The sequence below is a fragment of the Novosphingobium sp. DS6-6 genome (genome assembly GCF_057784975.1).
In genome coordinates, this window is sequence record NZ_JBYNTS010000010.1 from 71,831 (window position 1) to 87,129 (window position 15,299).

Below are 15,299 nucleotides of genomic sequence, written 5' to 3' on the forward strand. Positions count from 1 at the left end.
TGCGGTCCAAAGCCGTAAAGCTCACCTAGCCCCCGCCCAATCGATTCTCGCTGGCGGGAAAGCGCCAGGATGCCCACATGCGCCCCATGACCCATGCATCCATCCCCGGGACCGTGTTCCTGGTCGGCGCCGGCCCGGGCGATCCCGATCTATTGACGCTGCGCGCGGCGCGCCTGGTGATGAAAGCCGGTCTTGTGGTGCACGACGGGCTGGTCGATCCGGCCGTGCTGGCCATGGCCCCGCGCGGCGCGCGATTCGTTTCCGTTGCCAAGCGCCGTTCACGCCACACCATGCCCCAGAACGAGATCAACGCCCTGCTGGTATCCGAAGCGCTGGCTGGCCGTGACGTGGTGCGCCTGAAAGGCGGCGATCCGTTCATTTTCGGGCGCGGTGGCGAAGAGGCCGAGGCGTGCCGAGCCGCCGGCGTGCCGGTGGAGGTCGTGCCCGGGGTCAGCGCCGCACTCGGCGCCGCGGCCGCGGCGCAGATGCCGCTGACGCACCGCGAAAGCGCCTCGGTCGTCTCGTTCGTGGCTGGGCAGTGCAAGGGCCTGTCGGATCAGAACTGGGCGGGCCTGGCTGGCGTCGGGCGGACGCTGGTCATCTACATGGGCGTGGCGACGGCGGCGGCGATCGCCGAAAAGCTGATGGCCGACGGCCTGGCGCCGACCATGCCGGTGGCGGTGATCGAAAATGCCTCGCGCCCGGAAATGCGCGTGGTAAGGGGGCCACTGGCGGGCCTTGCCGATCTGGTGGCCCGGCAGCGGATCAAGAGCCCGGCACTGATCGTCATCGGCGAAGTGACCGCGCGGGGAGACATCATGGACTTGCAAGCGGTTGTAGAGGCAGCCCGATGAGCGAGAGGATCAAGCTGATCACCGGCAACGACCTGCGCACCGGCGACGTGATCTGGTGGACCGGCGAAGGCTGGTCGCGCCACGTCGATCATGCCGTCGCGGTCGATCACGATGCCGATGCCATCATCGCCCGCGAAAACGCGCGGCAGGTGGTGACCGATACCCATGTCGTCGATGCGTTCCTGCAGGATGGCACGGTGCGTCCGGCCCATATCAAGGACCGCATCCGCGCGCTCGGCCCCACCGTGCGCCTCGATCTATCGCGCAAGCCTGCCGATCCGCAGGCCGGCAGCTGGGTGATCTGACCATGTATCGATACGATCAACACGACCAGGCCATGGTCGATGCGCGCGTTGCCGAATTCCGCGGACAGGTGGCCCGCCGGCTTTCGGGCGAGCTGACCGAAGACCAGTTCAAGCCGCTGCGTCTCAAGAACGGGCTCTATCTGCAGCTTCATGCCTATATGCTGCGTGTCGCGGTGCCTTACGGGACGCTCAGTTCGGCGCAGATGCGCGTTCTGGGCGATATCGCCGACAAGTACGATCGCGGCTATGGCCATTTCACCACGCGGCAGAACATTCAGTACAACTGGATCAAGCTGGCCGATGCGCCCGATATCCTGGCGGACCTTGCCAAAGTGCAACTGCACGCGATCCAGACCAGCGGCAACTGCATCCGCAACACCACGTCCGATCATTTCGCCGGTGCCGCGGCCGACGAAGTGGCCGACCCCCGCCCCTATGCGGAACTGCTGCGTCAGTGGTCCACGTTCCACCCGGAATTCGATTATCTGCCGCGCAAGTTCAAGATCGCGGTCATCGCCAGCGAGACCGATCGCGCGGCCATGCGCCTGCACGACATCGGCATCCAGATCGTCAGGAACGAGGCGGGCGAGATCGGCTGCAAGTTCTTTGCTGGCGGCGGCATGGGCCGCACGCCCATGGTCGGGCCGTGCATTGCCGAATTCGTGCCCGCGCTGCAGATGATCAGCTTTCTGGAAGCGGCGCTGCGCGTCTATAACCGCCACGGCCGGCGCGACAACAAGTACAAGGCGCGGATCAAGATCCTCGTCCATGAAATCGGCGTTGCCGAGTATCGCCGCCAGGTGCACGAGGAATTCGCCCATATCCTGACTCTGGGCCTGGAACCACCGCCGGCCGAGCTGGAGCGGATCAAGGCGATGTTTGCCGATCCGGGCCTGGAAAGCGGGCTTTCCGACGATCTCGACCTTGCCGATCCCGATTTCGCGCTGTGGGTGGATCAAAACGTCCACGCGCACAAGCGGCCCGGCTATGCCATTGTCACGATCAGTCTAAAGCCCGTTGGTGGCATCCCGGGCGATGCGAGCGCCGATCAGATCCGCCTGATGGCCGATCTGGCGTGCGATTACAGCCTGGATGAACTGCGCGTCAGCCATGCGCAGAACATCGTGCTGCCGCATGTGAAGAAGGCCGATCTCTACCGGGTGTGGCAGGCGCTCGATGCCGCCGGCCTCGCGACGCCCAACCTCGACCTGATCACCGACATCATCGCCTGCCCGGGCCTCGATTACTGCGCGCTTGCCAATGCCCGGTCGATCCCGCTCGCCCAGAAGATCACGGATCGCTTTGCCGATATCGGACGCCAGCGCGACCTTGGCGAGCTCAAGCTGAAAATCTCGGGGTGCATCAATGCCTGCGGGCACCACCATGCCGGGCACATCGGCATCCTCGGGGTGGATCGCAAGGGCGTGGAAAACTACCAGCTGCTGCTGGGCGGGACGGAAAGCGCCGACACCTCGCTGGGCACGATCACCGGGCCGGGCTTCTCCGAGGACGGCGTGGTCGATGCCATCGAAAAGGTCACCGATGTCTACCTGGCGCGGCGCGAAGGCACGGAACGCTTTCTCGATACCTATCGCCGCATCGGCATGGCCCCGTTCAAGGAGGCGATCTATGGCTGAAACGGTGCTGCGCTATCGCACGGACGAGCCGGTAAGCGATCCGGCCGTAACCGTCGATGCCTTTGCGGCGCAAGGCAATGCCACCGCGGTGCGGATCGAGCCGGGCGACGATGCCCTGGCGCTGGTGCCGCATCTTGAGCGGCTGGCGCTGATCGAAGTGAATTTTCCCAGTTTTGCGGATGGCCGCGGCTATTCCGCTGCCCGTGCCCTGCGCGAGCGCGGCTATACCGGGGAACTGCGCGCGGTGGGCGACGTGCTGATCGACCAGCTGAGCCACATGCGCCGCTGCGGCTTCGATTCGTTTGCGCCCGACAAGCCGATCAGCCCCGAAGCGGCCGACGCTGCCTTCGCCACCTGGCCCGAAGTCTATCAGCAGACGGTCGATGGCCGCGCCCCGATCTGGGCAGCGCGGCATGGCCCGCGCCAGGCCTGATCGCCATGGCCAGCCCCGCCCGCCTGCCCGACATGCTGGCCCTTGGCGCCGGTGCCCCCCGCTTCACTGCGGCCGATGTCGCCGCGCTCAATGCACGCTTCGCGGATGCCGGCGCGCAGGACATGCTGGGCGCGGTGCTGGCCGAAGGGCTGGCAGGGCGCGTGGCGGCAATATCGAGTTTCGGCGCGGAAAGCGCCGTGCTGCTGCACCTTGTCGCGCAGGTCGATCCGGCAACGCCGGTGCTGTTTCTTGAAACGCACAAGCATTTTCCCGAAACGCTTGCCTATCGCGATGCCCTGGTGGCGCAACTGGGGCTGACTGGCCTCACCGTGCTGGAACCCGATCCGGCGGTCGTTGCCAAGAAGGACGAAGCCGGGCTGCGCTGGTCGTGGGACCCGGACGGGTGCTGCGAAATCCGCAAGGTGGTACCGCTCGCCCGCGCCATGGCCGGGTTCGATGCCTCGATCACCGGGCGCAAGGGTTTCCAGTCGGCCACCCGCGCGGGCCTGCCCCGGTTCGAGCTGGACGAAAGCGATGCGGCGGGCCGCCTCAAGATCAACCCCCTGGCCAGCTGGTCCAAGGACGCGCTCGACGCTTACTTCCGCGCGCACGACCTGCCGCAGCATCCGCTGGTGGCACAGGGCTATCCCTCGATCGGCTGCGCCCCCTGCACCAGCAGAGTAAAGCCGGGCGAAGACCCGCGTTCGGGCCGCTGGAAAGGCTGGGACAAGACCGAATGCGGCATCCACCTTCCCGGCAGCGCGGATCGACCCGGGGATCTGCCCCCGGGCTACGAACCGGCGTTCTGACCGGGCGGCAGCCGGCGCCAGGCGGACCTGCACCATCACGACCACCAGGGATTTTCTTGCCGCCGGTGCTTGATACAAGGCCTTGCCGCATTAATGCCCGCCTGATCGCCCGCCCCGGAAGCTCCACCCTTGACCGACGAGATCATTCCCCTTTCCCCGCTGCGCCGCCGCCTGATGATGTGGCTGGTCACCGGCGCGCTGTTCATGGAAATTCTCGACGGCACGATCCTCAACACGGCGCTGCCGTCGATGGCGCAAAGCTTCGGCACGGCGGCCGTGGCTCTCGATATCGGCATTTCGGCCTATCTCCTGGCGCTGGGCGTGCTGATCCCCGCCAGCAGTTGGCTGGCAGACCGTTTTGGCTCGCGCCGCATCTTCATGGTGGCCGTGGCCGTCTTCACGCTGGCATCGGCCCTGTGCGGCCAGGCGCAGTCCTTGCCCGAATTCGTTGCCCTGCGCGTGCTTCAGGGCGTGGGCGGCGCCATGATGACGCCGGTCGGCCGGCTCGTCGTCATGCGTCACACCCCGCGCGACCAGGTGATCGCCACGATGTCGGCCCTGATCTGGCCGGCGCTGTTCGCCCCCGTTGTCGGCCCGCCGGTGGGTGGCTTCATTACCGAGCATCTGGGCTGGCGCTGGATTTTCTATTTCAACGTCCCGCTCGGTCTTTTCGCGCTGGTCGCCGCGTTCTGGCTGATCCCCGACGTGCGCGGCCCGCGCCGCCGCTTCGACTGGACCGGCTTTGCTCTCAGCGCCGTGGGCGTTACCATCCTCCAGGCCGGATTCGAACACAGCGCGCGGCGGGTCGATGCGCTGGGCCTGGGGCTGATCGCCGCGGGGCTTGCCGTGCTGGCGGTGACTCTGGCTCACTTGCGGCGCAGCCCCCATCCACTGCTTGCACTGCGCCCGCTGGCCACGCTGTCGTTCCGCGCGGCCGTGGGCGGCGGGACACTGACCCGCATGGCGATCGGCGCCGTGCCGTTCCTGCTGCCCCTGATGATGCAGGCGGGCTTCGGGTTCGGCGCCGTGCATGCCGGGCTTTTCGTGATGGCCCTGTTTGCCGGCGACATCACCATGAAAGCGCTGGTGGAGCGTATCCTGCGCCGTTTCGGCCACCGCAACGTGCTGGTCGTCAATGGCCTGATCTGCGCCGCCTCGTTGCTGTCGCTCGCAGCGATCGGCCCCCGCTCCCCCGCTTCGCTCGTGGCCGCGCTGCTGTTCGTCAACGGCCTTGCGCGTTCGCTGCAGTTCTCGACGCTTTCCACGCTGGCCTTTGCCGATGTGGACCAGGCCGCCATGGGCGATGCCAACGGCCTGTTCAACACCATCCTCCAGCTTGGTGCCGCTGCGGGCGTAACCGCCGCCGCGATGAGCGTGCACGCGGGCGAAGCGCTTGCCGGCAGGCTGGGCCTTGCCGGCGCGGGTGCCGACTATCGCTTTGCCTTCGTGGCGATGGCGCTGCTGTCGCTGGGCGGCCTGATCAGCGCGCTGCGGCTGCCGCACGAAGCGGGAGAGGCGCTGACCGCCCGGTGACCGCACCCCAGCGGGCGGGAACGGCCGCTGCGACTGCTCGTTTTTCCCTCTGCACGGCGAGAGGAGCACGATCGTGGCCGGAAACCTGCGCAAAGGCACCAAAGTGAAATGGAACAGCAGCGGCGGCACCGCGCACGGTAAAGTGGTGAAAACCGTCACCAGCGAAACCAGGATCAAGAGTCACAAGGTGGCCGCTTCGAAAGACAATCCGCAAGTCATCGTCGAAACGGAAAAAGGCGCGAGGGCGGCACACAAACCTGCGGCTCTGACCCGGGAGTGACACATGGCAACCCAGACTTTCACGCCCACGCAGAAAATGGCGGCCAATGCCCGGCGCGGCCTCAGGCTGCGTGAGAAATTCAACCGCGGCGGTACGGACGTCGGCGTGAAACGTGCCCGGCAACTGGCCGAACGGCAATCCGTCAGCGAGAAGGACGTCAAGGCGATGGCCAGCTATTTTGCGCGCCATGCTGTCGACAAGCGCGGCCAGAGCCATCAATGGGACAGCGACGAAGACCCTTCCGCCGGGTTCACCGCCTGGCTGCTCTGGGGTGGTGATGAAGGCCGGCGCTGGGCCGAGGCCAAGCGCAAGGCACTCGATTCCTGATGCCCGGTTGGTCCTCGGGCAGCGCGGTGTAACGGCGCGGGCCTGGCGAATGGGATTACAGCCACCCCTCCTCCTTGTACCACGCAGCCGTCGCGTGGAGGCCAAGGCTCGTTTCCACCTGGGGTTCCCACAGGCTGGGCGAAGGGCGCGCCGCGGGGCTGACGGTCCAGTCCGGGTGGCACATATAACCCACGCGGTCGAGCGTCAGCTTGGCTTTGTCCTTGCGTAGCCGACGGTCGGCCCGGGCAGCCCATTCCATGACACCGCGCGACAGGGACAGCGGTTTTACGCGCTTGCCCATGGCCATGCCGATGGCGCGGGCAAGATCGGCATGGCGCCAGCCGCCGGGGGTGCCGTCGTCGGGTTCGAACGTTCGGCTTGTCACGTCCTCGCTGCCCGGCACCAGGGCCAGGAGCAGGCGGGCAAGATCGTTGACGTGAATGATCGAGGCGCGGCCTTCGGGCGGCAGGGGCACGATCCCCCGGCGCGCCAGCTTGAACAGCTCGAACATCTCGGTATCGCGCGGGCCATAGACGGCCGGCGGGCGCACCACCGTCCAATCGAGACTGGACGCACGTACGATCATCTCGCCTTTGCGCTTGCTGGCACCGTAAACGGATAGCTGCGGTTCGCGCGCGGATAGCGACGAGACGTGGATGAAGCGCTCCACCCCGCCAGCCAGCGCGGCGTTCACCACATTGAGCGTGCCGGTCACGTTGCCGGTGTGGAAGCCTGCCGGATCGGGCGCGTTCACCACGCCGGCAATGTGCAGCACCACGCCGGCGCGCTGGACCAGCCGCCTTAGCGCAAGGGCATCGTGAAGATCGCCTTCGACCCATTCCACGCCGTCGCGGGCAGGCTGCGGCCGGCGGGTCAGCGCCCGCACGTCCACCCCCGCACGGGCAGCCTGTTCGAGCACGGCCTGGCCGACAAAGCCGGTCGCCCCGGTCACCGCCAGCAGTTCGCCCGGCCTCTGGCGCAAGGCCATCATGCGCGGCCGCTCACAACAGCACCATCTGGTCCCGGTGGATCAGCGCGGAGCGCGGCGCATAGCCTAGGATCGCTTCGTGCGCCGACGATGGGTGGCCCATCAGCCGCGCCGCCTCGGCCGCATCGTATTCGGCAAGGCCGCGCGCCAGGGTCTGCCCATCCGGCCCCAGCACGGCCACGGCATCGCCCCGCGCAAAATCGCCGGCGATCGCGGTTACCCCGGCGGCCAGCAGGCTCGATCCGCGGGCCAGCGCCGCGGCCGCGCCTGCATCGACAGTGACTGTGCCGCGCATCCGCAGGCGGCCACCCAGCCAGGCCTTGCGCGCCGTGTGACGGCGGCGGGGCAGGAACAGGGTGCCACGCGTGGCGCCGAGCGCGCCGGCAATGGGCGAAACCGGCTGCCCGTCGATGATTGCCAGGGCCATGCCCGCCAGTTCGGCAATCTCGGCCGCCTGAAGCTTTGACGTCATCCCGCCCGATCCCAGGCCCGAGGATGAACCGCCGGTCGCCATGGCGTGAATTTCAGGCGTGACGCCCTGGACCAGCGGAATGCGCACGGCACCCGGCTCGCGCGGATCCCGATCGTAAAGCCCATCGATATCCGATAACAGCAGCACCGCTTGCGCAGCGGCCGCCTGCCCCACGCGGGCGGCAAGACGATCGTTGTCGCCAAAGCGGATTTCCTGCGTCGCGACCGAATCGTTTTCATTGATCACCGGCACGGCACCGGCCAGCAGCAGCCGCCCGAGCGTGGCCGTGACGTTGAGATAGCGGCGCCGGTCCTCCAGGTCTTCCAGCGTCAGCAGAATCTGTGCGGCGGCGATGCCATGGGCGGCCAGCAACTCGGCCCAGAGCCCGGCCAGCGCGATCTGCCCGACGGAAGCGCAGGCCTGGGCATCGGCGAGGCTGCCCCGCCCGCCCCTGGCCAGCCCCAGCCGGCGCGCGCCCAGCGCGATCGCGCCCGACGAGACCACGATCACCTGCTGCCCGGCGAGGCGCGCGGCGGCGATTTCGGCCACCAGCGCCGTCAACCATTCGCGGCGCGGCTGTCCATCCTTGCCGACCAGCAAGGCAGAGCCGACCTTGATCACCAGGCGGGGGCACAAGGCAGGATCGGCAAGATGGGAAAGCTGGCGGATGCGCATGACCGGCGCGGCTTAGGCCAAATGCCCCGGCAGGTGAAGGGCGCTTGAAGGAATTGTGACACGCTTTGACGTGCGCTTGCGCACGGGTTTCGCGCCACGCAAGGTCAGATCGGCGACCAGGGCCTGGCCTGGGCCGCGTCTTCCACCTCGCCCTCGGGGCGCTCGGTAACGGTGGCGGCCGGCAGATGATCGAGCACGGCATCGAGCAGATCGTCCATCCCCTGGCCCGTGGCGGCAGAAATCGGAAATACCCGTGTGGCGCCTGCCTCGATCAATTCGCGCGAAAAGGCGTGGACCAGCTCTGCATCGACCAGATCGATCTTGTTGAGCGCCACCACGCGCGGCTTTGCGTCGAGGCCGGCGCCATAGGCGGCCAGTTCCTCTTCCACGATATGCAGCGCCTCTGCCGGATCGGTGCCGTGAATGTCGATCAGGTGGATCAGCACCCGGCAGCGCTCGATATGGCCCAGGAAACGGTCGCCGATCCCAGCGCCCTCGGCCGCGCCTTCGATCAGCCCGGGAATATCGGCCAGCACGAATTCGCGCGCGCGGTGGCGCACCACGCCCAGTTGCGGGCGCGTGGTGGTGAACGCGTAATCGCCCACTTTGGCTTTGGTGTTGGTGATCTGGTTGATGAACGTCGATTTGCCGGCATTGGGCAGGCCGACAAGGCCGGCATCGGCCAGCAGCTTGAGCCGCAGCCAGACGTACATTTCCGCCCCTGGCCAACCCGGCCCGCACTGGCGGGGCGCGCGGTTGGTCGAGGATTTGAACGACAAGTTGCCCCGCCCGCCGTCGCCGCCGCGCAGCAGCACCACGCGCTGGCCCGCTTCGGTCAGATCGACCAGCACGGTCTCGCGCTCGTCATCCAGCACCTGCGTGCCGACGGGCACTTTGACCACCAGGTCTTCGCCACCCGCGCCCGTGCGGTTCTTGCCCGCGCCGCCGTGGCCGCGCTGGGCCTTGAAATGCTGGGTATAGCGGAAATCGATCAGGGTATTGAGGCCGGCCACCGCTTCGAACACGATGTCCCCGCCCTTGCCGCCGTCGCCCCCGTCGGGCCCGCCGTATTCGATGTATTTCTCGCGCCGGAAACTGACCGCACCCGGACCGCCCTGGCCCGAGCGGATGAATATCTTGGCCTGATCGAGAAAATGCATCGTTGGCGTCCGGCAATCGTGAAGCGGCGCGGCCGGCGCGCTGACAGCCAACGCCGATTGCGCCAAGGCCCGCTTTCCCGCCCCGTCCGCCGGCTGGATCGCACGGCGGATATCGGGCAGGCAGCAGGCTGGCGAGCAGGAGACCGGAAAACGAGACCGGTCCGTTCAATTTTTACTGGTGGAGCCGAGGGGGATCGAACCCCTGACCTCGTCATTGCGAACGACGCGCTCTCCCAGCTGAGCTACGGCCCCGTTCCAGTATCATCCGTCACGGGGCCGCTGCGGCCCCTGTTTGGAGAGCGACGCCCTTAGCGCACGGGCATGGCCGCGCCAAGAGCAAACTTGATCTTTTTAAAGCGCCCCGGTTTGCGGTGAAGGCGTGGTCGCACCGGCCGCGCCGGTCGCGCCCTGGCTGGCGATGGCAGGGATCACCAACTGCGTACCTGGCTGGGCATCGCCATACTGCGCTCGCCAGATCGCCAGGTCGATGCGGTATTGATCGTATTGGCGATAGAATACGTCGAAGACGATTTCGATGTTGGGCAGGCTGCGCACCGCAAAGGCTTCGAAATCGGCCGGCATGACGACGGCCGCATCGCGGGCCACCGCCAGCGTGGCATCGCAAAAGCCCTCCATGGTCGGCGGCAAGGCATAGTGATTGTAGACCGCCGTCATATACTGCTCGCGCGGGGCGATGAACTGTGCTCCGAACTTGGCCTTGAATTCCTGGTCGATCGTGCGGTTGGCCTTGTCCAGCACTTTGGCCTGGTTCTTGAGGAACGCGCGGTAAAGCGGCAGCAGATCGGCATGGCGCGGGCCGAGGCAATTGAGCGCCGCCACGTTGTAGGCCGAGCGCAGGTTCCATACCATCTGGGCTGTCGTGATATTGCGGTTGATCGATACGCGCACGCCTGCCGCGTCGAGCGGCGGCACGGCAATATTGGCGCTGGCGCCGTTGGGCGGCGTGGGCCGTGCCGGCACGATCACCACTTTGGGCGGCGGAGGGGGAGGCGGGGGCGGCGGCGGGGGCGGCGGGGTCTGGCAGGCGGCAAGCCCCAGCCCCAGCGCGGTTGCCAAGACGGCTGCCCAGATCCGCGTCTGGTTTATGCGAAACATGACCCACCCCCCAATGCCAACCTTAATACTTTTCCTGGCGCGCGGCATTTCCGCCATAACGAATTCCGGACTTTATCAACCAGACAAAATTACGTGCCAAACCTTTACCAAAGCTGACCCGTGCCATAGCGTACATATACAAGAAAAAACCCGGCAACCGCAAGGTTGCCGGGTACGCGCTTATCTTACGCTTGCAAATCCAGGCAATGCCAGATCAGCGGCGGTCGCCCATCAGTTGCAAAAGCGAGGTGAACATGTTGATAAAGTCGAGATACAGCGTCAGCGCGCCCATCACCACGACCTTTTCCGCCATCGGCGTTCCCGCGACATAGGCATACTGATCCTTGAGGCGCTGCGTATCGTAGGCAGTCAGCCCGGCGAAGATCAGCACGCCCAGGAAGCTTATGCCCCAGGCAAGGCCAGGCGAGGCCAGGAACATGTTGACCACCGAGGCAATGATCAGGCCGAACAGCCCCATGATCAGGAACGTGCCCATGCCCGACAGGCTCTTGCGCGTGGTATAGCCGAACAGGCTAAGCCCGGCGAAGGCGCCGGCCGTGGCAAAGAACGTCGCGGCAATCGAGGGGCCGGTGTAGACGAAGAAGATCGACGAGAGCGACAGGCCCATCGTGACGCTGAAGGCCCAGAACAGAGCCTTGAGCGTGCCGCTGGAAAGGCGGTTCATGCCAAAGCTCATAACCATCACGAAAGCCAGCGGTGCCAAAGCCACCAGCCAGCGCAACGGCGTGCCGAATACTGCGCCGGCGAACCCGCTGGTGGCGAAGACCAGCGCGACCACGCCCGAGAGCAGTACGCCCGAGGCCATGTAGTTGTAGATCGAAAGCATGTAGCGGCGCAGGCCGGCGTCGAACACCTCGCCGCGGCCGATGGCGCCCGACAGGCTCGGAGACGCGCCGAAGCCCGTCTGCGTGGGCCGAGGGTCGTTCCAGTTTGCCATGTGCTTGCACTTTCTCCATTGCGGGCAAAAATTGCCCATGGGCGCAATATCGGCGTTCCCGGCCCCGCTTTCAAGCGAAACCGGCATCGGGCAAATGTGACAAAATGTATTTCGTTGACGCGCGGCTCACCCGGCGGCGCGCGCTTCCCGGGTCATTTCGGCACTGCGATCGCGCGCGGCGCGCAAAGTATCGAGCATCAGCAGCGCCAGCCGGTCATCGGCATCGAGCACGTCGAGGCCTTTTTGCGTTGTGCCCCCGGGGCTTGCCACGCGGCGCGCGAGTTCGCCCGGGGCGTGGGACGAGGCGGCGGCCAGCGCGGCCGCGCCATCGACCATCGCGAGCGCCAGCCGATCGGCCTGTTCGCGCGGCAGGCCAAGCGCGGCCGCTCCGGCCGCCAGCGCGTCGATCACGCGATAGATGAATGCCGGCCCCGACCCGGCCAGTGCGGTGACCAGATCCATCTGCGTCTCGCCAGCGAGCCATTCGGTCGTGCCGAGCGGGGCCATCAACCCGGTTACTTCGTCATGAACGGCCGCATCGCCATCGCCGACGAGCGCAATGGGCGATTTGCCCAGCGCCGCCGCCAGATTGGGCATGACGCGCACCACTGCCGCCGCGCGCGGAAACCAGGCCCGCAGCGTGGCGAGATCGACGCCGGCCAGGATCGACAGCACCACGGTCTGCCCGCCCACCAGCGGCACGACGGCCGGCGCCGCATCGGCAAGGCTCTGGGGCTTGAAGCCGAGCATGACGAAACGGGGCGATGGGGCATCGGCGGGCGCCGCGCGCAGCAGGCGTACGCCCTCGGGCGCGGCATCCAACCGGGGATCGACCACGGTAAACCGGGAAGGCGGCACGCCGGCGGCCAGCCAGCCGGCCAGCATCGCGCCACCCATGTTGCCGCAGCCGAACTGGACGAGGGAAAACGACATCGGCAGCAACCTTTCGATCAGGCTTCGCCGGCCGCGTCGACCAGCGCGCTGGCAAGGGCTTCGGCCGGAGTCTTGTCTCCCCACAGGATGAACTGGAACGCCGGGTAGAAACGATCGCATTCGTCCACCGCCGCCTCGATCGCCATCTGCGCCTGGTGCAGGCTGAGCAGGCCATCGTCGCCCAGCATGAGCCCGTGGCGATAGAGCAGCACCGAGCCATTGGACCAGATATCGAAATGGCCCAGCCAGACCTGCTCGTTGATCAGCGCCATGACTTCGAACATCGCGCCTTTCTTGTCGTCGGGCACGCGAATGTCGGGCAGGGACAGGATCTGCAGGACGTGGTCTTCGGGCCGCCAGATGCAGCGCAACTGGTAAGTGGCCCAGGAGCCCTGGACTTCGCCGTGGATTTCATCGTCCGACACGAATTCGCACGGCCAGCCGCGCGCTTCGAACAGCGAAGCGAGCATGTCCACCGGCGCGGCGTCGTCGCGGTCGCTGTCGTCGTGGCCGGTTCGCATCATCATGCCCCCTCACACGCTGCCCGAGCCGGCGCCGATGCCGACACCGTTGCCGGCAGCCGTGGTTTCAAGCGTTCCATCGCGGAGCGCGTCGCCGCCGACAATCGAGCGTTAGCGCAGCCTTGGGCAAAACTCGACAAGGCTGTGCAAAACTTGTGGACAAGCAGTGAGCAACGCCATTCCAAGCCGGCCGTTACAATCACTTGGCCGACACGCCGTCCATCGCCTGCCCGGCTGGGCTATCGAACTGGAACGCCGAAACGCCGCTGCGCTTGAGCCTGGCGACGAATTCCTGCGCGGCGGCATTGCTCGGGAACGGCCCGGTAACCAGGCGATAGACGCGGTTCCACGGCGTGACATAGGCCTTGCGCCCCCGCAATTCGGGTGCGGAGGCCTGGAGTCCGGCCCATTCCTTGCCCATCTTGGCCCGGTTGCCGCCCGTGAGCACCTGAACCCAGGTGCGCGCGGGGTTGGCTGCCAGGCGTTTCGCCTCTTCCTTGGCCTTGCGGGCTTCTTCCGCTTTCTGGGCGTCGGCCAGCTTCTTTTCGGCCGCGGCCTTTTTGTCGGCCGCGGCTTTCCTGGCATCGGCCAGTTTCCTGGCCTCGGCCGCCTTGCGCGCCTCGATCGCCGCCTTCTGCGCGGCAGCGCGTTCGTTGGCGGCCTGGATCGCGGCAAGATCGACCGCGACGGTCGGGCGTTGCTGCTCTTCGGCCGGGGCAGTGAAGCCGGCGAACAGGGCGGCGAAATCGGCGGGAGACGGTGCGGCACCGACCGGCGCAACCTGGGGCGCGCGCGCCGGCGGGGCGGATGGCGGCGGCTGTGGTGCGGGGGATTGCGGCACGGGTGCCTGTGGCGCTGGCGGAGCAGCCATGGCCACCTGCACAGGCGCAGGCTGGGGTACCGGAGTCGCGTTCGGCCCCGGGCCGGGCGCCGGAACAGCCGCAGACGGCGCGACAGCCGCCTGACCCGGAACCGGCGGCTGAACCGCTGGTGCCTGGCGTGGCGTCGCCGTCGCCGATGTCGTCACCGGGGCTACCGGCGCGGGCGTCGCCGGCGGCAGGACGATCGCGGGCGCCGGGGGAGCGGCGGGCGTGGGGGGCCGGCTGCGGGCTGCCGCAACCGGGGCGGCGGCTGGCGGCGCGGCCTGGGCGAGAACGATCGGCGCGGCGCGCGGACGGCTTTGCGTGTATTGCAGGATCTGCGGATCGTCCCGCCCGATATCGGCAGCGCGCGGGAAACGGCCGAAATTGGCGGCGGCGGCCTGCTGGGCCGGGGTAAGCCGCGTCAGGTAACGCAGATAAGGCGCGATGCCGGCGGCAAGTTGCGGCGGCATCGAGGAATTGGCCACGGCCACGGCTTCATCGGGCTGGCCGGCGATCGCCAGGATGAACGTGCGCACGCGCCAGGCAGCGCGGTCGGACTGGGCGATCTGGGGCGCCAGCACCCGCTCCGCCGTGGCGCGATCGCCACTGATGGCCAAGCTCAAAGCCAGGCGTCGCGTGATCTCCGCGTCCGGCGCCCGCGCCAGTGCCTGTTGGTAATAGCGCTGCGCCATCGGGTTGTCGCCCACCAGATCATGGGCCAGGCCACGGTCTCCGGCCATGGCGGCAAGATCGGTTCCGGCCCGTTCCGCGTCGTCAAAGGCACGGATCGCGGCCACGGGATCGTTATTGCGCAGCATGGCCCGGCCGATCTGCAGCTTGATCCGCCCGTTGCCCGGCGCGACTTCGTCGGCACGGCGAAAGAAACCCAGCGCGGCATCGATATCGCCCAGGGCCATGGCCGCATTGCCGGCATCGAGCAGCGCATCGGGATTGCGCGGATCGGTCGCCAGGCGGGCCAGCGCGGCATTGAGCCCTTGCCCATCGCCGGCAGGAACCGCCTGTACCACTGGACGCGAAACGGTGGCCGGGCCGGCCCCTGCCGCGCGCGGCAGGGGCTGCACCACCGGACTGGACACCATCGGCACCGGCGCGCCCGGAGAGGGCGTGGGCCTGTTAACGGGCCGGTTCACGGGCCGGTTCACGGGAGGGCTGCCCGGCCCATCGAGGACGGATTGCTGCGGCATCTGCGACAGGTCCTGCGCCAGCGATGGCGCGGTTCCGGCGATCAGCGCGGCAAACGCCAGGACGGCACGCGCCGCGAGAGGGACACGGCCATCAGCGGCAAGGGGACGAACGGGGAGATGCGAGTTTGTCATCGTGGCGCGGGCCTTAGCCTATGGTGCCTTAAGCCAGAACAACGGGCCGCCACTCTCGCGGGGGAAAGTGGCGGTCCGACGGGGCATGATGCCGACGA

Annotated in this window: 16 protein-coding genes and 1 tRNA gene; 8 read left to right on the forward strand and 9 right to left on the reverse strand. The window is 67.4% G+C overall.

All coding sequences use genetic code 11. The annotated features are described in order from the left end of the window. Positions 1-86 precede the first annotated feature (86 nt). The 8 genes from cobA to AC3EDY_RS12685 all read left to right on the forward strand — a co-directional run bounded on the left by cobA (position 87) and on the right by AC3EDY_RS12685 (position 6,178). The gene (cobA, locus tag AC3EDY_RS12650) at positions 87-854 is read left to right on the forward strand and encodes a uroporphyrinogen-III C-methyltransferase (protein WP_488572859.1); all 768 of its coding nucleotides are present in this window, start codon (positions 87-89) and stop codon (positions 852-854) included. An 8-nt stretch (positions 855-862) separates the two neighbouring features. Next, positions 863-1,159, forward strand: a complete 297-nt coding sequence (locus AC3EDY_RS12655; RefSeq protein ID WP_488572900.1) for a DUF2849 domain-containing protein — start codon at positions 863-865, stop codon at positions 1,157-1,159. Positions 1,160-1,161: 2 nt separating this feature from the next. Beyond that, positions 1,162-2,796: a nitrite/sulfite reductase gene (locus AC3EDY_RS12660; RefSeq protein WP_488572860.1), complete on the forward strand. Its 1,635-nt coding sequence runs from the start codon at positions 1,162-1,164 to the stop codon at positions 2,794-2,796. Further along, on the forward strand, positions 2,789-3,229 hold the full coding sequence (locus AC3EDY_RS12665; RefSeq protein ID WP_488572861.1) for a DUF934 domain-containing protein: 441 nt from the start codon (positions 2,789-2,791) through the stop codon (positions 3,227-3,229). The genes AC3EDY_RS12660 and AC3EDY_RS12665 overlap by 8 nt, the downstream gene beginning before the upstream one ends. 5 nt (positions 3,230-3,234) lie before the next feature. Then, positions 3,235-4,038: a phosphoadenylyl-sulfate reductase gene (locus AC3EDY_RS12670; protein ID WP_488572862.1), complete on the forward strand. Its 804-nt coding sequence runs from the start codon at positions 3,235-3,237 to the stop codon at positions 4,036-4,038. 129 nt (positions 4,039-4,167) lie between these two features. Further along, positions 4,168-5,571 (forward strand): MFS transporter, encoded by a 1,404-nt coding sequence (locus AC3EDY_RS12675; protein WP_488572863.1) that lies wholly within the window; start codon positions 4,168-4,170, stop codon positions 5,569-5,571. Between the two features lie 73 nt (positions 5,572-5,644). Continuing rightward, complete coding sequence (locus tag AC3EDY_RS12680; protein WP_488572864.1) at positions 5,645-5,851, forward strand: hypervirulence associated TUDOR domain-containing protein; 207 nt, start codon at positions 5,645-5,647, stop codon at positions 5,849-5,851. 3 nt (positions 5,852-5,854) lie between these two features. Next, on the forward strand, positions 5,855-6,178 hold the full coding sequence (locus AC3EDY_RS12685) for a hypothetical protein (protein WP_488572865.1): 324 nt from the start codon (positions 5,855-5,857) through the stop codon (positions 6,176-6,178). Between the two features lie 55 nt (positions 6,179-6,233). On the opposite strand, the gene AC3EDY_RS12690 is transcribed toward AC3EDY_RS12685, so the two are convergent. The 9 genes from AC3EDY_RS12690 to AC3EDY_RS12730 all read right to left on the reverse strand — a co-directional run bounded on the left by AC3EDY_RS12690 (position 6,234) and on the right by AC3EDY_RS12730 (position 15,201). Further along, complete coding sequence (locus AC3EDY_RS12690) at positions 6,234-7,166, reverse strand: NAD-dependent epimerase/dehydratase family protein (protein WP_488572901.1); 933 nt, start codon at positions 7,164-7,166, stop codon at positions 6,234-6,236. Positions 7,167-7,179: 13 nt separating this feature from the next. Beyond that, positions 7,180-8,313, reverse strand: a complete 1,134-nt coding sequence (proB, locus tag AC3EDY_RS12695; RefSeq protein ID WP_488572866.1) for a glutamate 5-kinase — start codon at positions 8,311-8,313, stop codon at positions 7,180-7,182. 104 nt (positions 8,314-8,417) lie between these two features. Next, entirely contained in the window at positions 8,418-9,473 is a 1,056-nt protein-coding gene (gene obgE, locus AC3EDY_RS12700; RefSeq protein WP_488572867.1) for a GTPase ObgE, read from the reverse strand. Positions 9,474-9,649: 176 nt separating this feature from the next. Continuing rightward, positions 9,650-9,725 (reverse strand) — tRNA-Ala (locus AC3EDY_RS12705). 99 nt (positions 9,726-9,824) lie between these two features. Next, positions 9,825-10,589 (reverse strand): hypothetical protein, encoded by a 765-nt coding sequence (locus AC3EDY_RS12710; RefSeq protein WP_488572868.1) that lies wholly within the window; start codon positions 10,587-10,589, stop codon positions 9,825-9,827. A gap of 214 nt (positions 10,590-10,803) precedes the next feature. Then, the gene (locus AC3EDY_RS12715) at positions 10,804-11,547 is read right to left on the reverse strand and encodes a Bax inhibitor-1/YccA family protein (protein WP_488572869.1); all 744 of its coding nucleotides are present in this window, start codon (positions 11,545-11,547) and stop codon (positions 10,804-10,806) included. Between the two features lie 126 nt (positions 11,548-11,673). Then, positions 11,674-12,480, reverse strand: a complete 807-nt coding sequence (locus AC3EDY_RS12720) for a pyrroline-5-carboxylate reductase family protein (protein ID WP_488572870.1) — start codon at positions 12,478-12,480, stop codon at positions 11,674-11,676. Positions 12,481-12,497: 17 nt separating this feature from the next. Further along, entirely contained in the window at positions 12,498-13,001 is a 504-nt protein-coding gene (locus AC3EDY_RS12725) for a type III secretion system chaperone family protein (RefSeq protein WP_488572902.1), read from the reverse strand. A gap of 199 nt (positions 13,002-13,200) precedes the next feature. Beyond that, on the reverse strand, positions 13,201-15,201 hold the full coding sequence (locus tag AC3EDY_RS12730) for an SPOR domain-containing protein (RefSeq protein WP_488572871.1): 2,001 nt from the start codon (positions 15,199-15,201) through the stop codon (positions 13,201-13,203). Positions 15,202-15,299: the final 98 nt, after the last annotated feature.

Excerpts from the sequence above, each read along its gene's own strand:
- AC3EDY_RS12665 (WP_488572861.1), top strand. The coding sequence starts at position 2,789 with ATGGCTGAAACGGTGCTGCGCTATCGCACGGACGAGCCGGTAAGCGAT.
- AC3EDY_RS12660 (WP_488572860.1), top strand. The coding sequence starts at position 1,162 with ATGTATCGATACGATCAACACGACCAGGCCATGGTCGATGCGCGCGTT.
- AC3EDY_RS12670 (WP_488572862.1), top strand. The coding sequence starts at position 3,235 with ATGGCCAGCCCCGCCCGCCTGCCCGACATGCTGGCCCTTGGCGCCGGT.
- obgE (WP_488572867.1), bottom strand. The coding sequence starts at position 9,473 with ATGCATTTTCTCGATCAGGCCAAGATATTCATCCGCTCGGGCCAGGGC.
- cobA (WP_488572859.1), top strand. The coding sequence starts at position 87 with ATGACCCATGCATCCATCCCCGGGACCGTGTTCCTGGTCGGCGCCGGC.
- AC3EDY_RS12715 (WP_488572869.1), bottom strand. The coding sequence starts at position 11,547 with ATGGCAAACTGGAACGACCCTCGGCCCACGCAGACGGGCTTCGGCGCG.
- AC3EDY_RS12690 (WP_488572901.1), bottom strand. The coding sequence starts at position 7,166 with ATGGCCTTGCGCCAGAGGCCGGGCGAACTGCTGGCGGTGACCGGGGCG.
- AC3EDY_RS12710 (WP_488572868.1), bottom strand. The coding sequence starts at position 10,589 with ATGTTTCGCATAAACCAGACGCGGATCTGGGCAGCCGTCTTGGCAACC.
- proB (WP_488572866.1), bottom strand. The coding sequence starts at position 8,313 with ATGCGCATCCGCCAGCTTTCCCATCTTGCCGATCCTGCCTTGTGCCCC.
- AC3EDY_RS12720 (WP_488572870.1), bottom strand. The coding sequence starts at position 12,480 with ATGTCGTTTTCCCTCGTCCAGTTCGGCTGCGGCAACATGGGTGGCGCG.
- AC3EDY_RS12725 (WP_488572902.1), bottom strand. The coding sequence starts at position 13,001 with ATGCGAACCGGCCACGACGACAGCGACCGCGACGACGCCGCGCCGGTG.
- AC3EDY_RS12730 (WP_488572871.1), bottom strand. The coding sequence starts at position 15,201 with ATGACAAACTCGCATCTCCCCGTTCGTCCCCTTGCCGCTGATGGCCGT.
- AC3EDY_RS12685 (WP_488572865.1), top strand. The coding sequence starts at position 5,855 with ATGGCAACCCAGACTTTCACGCCCACGCAGAAAATGGCGGCCAATGCC.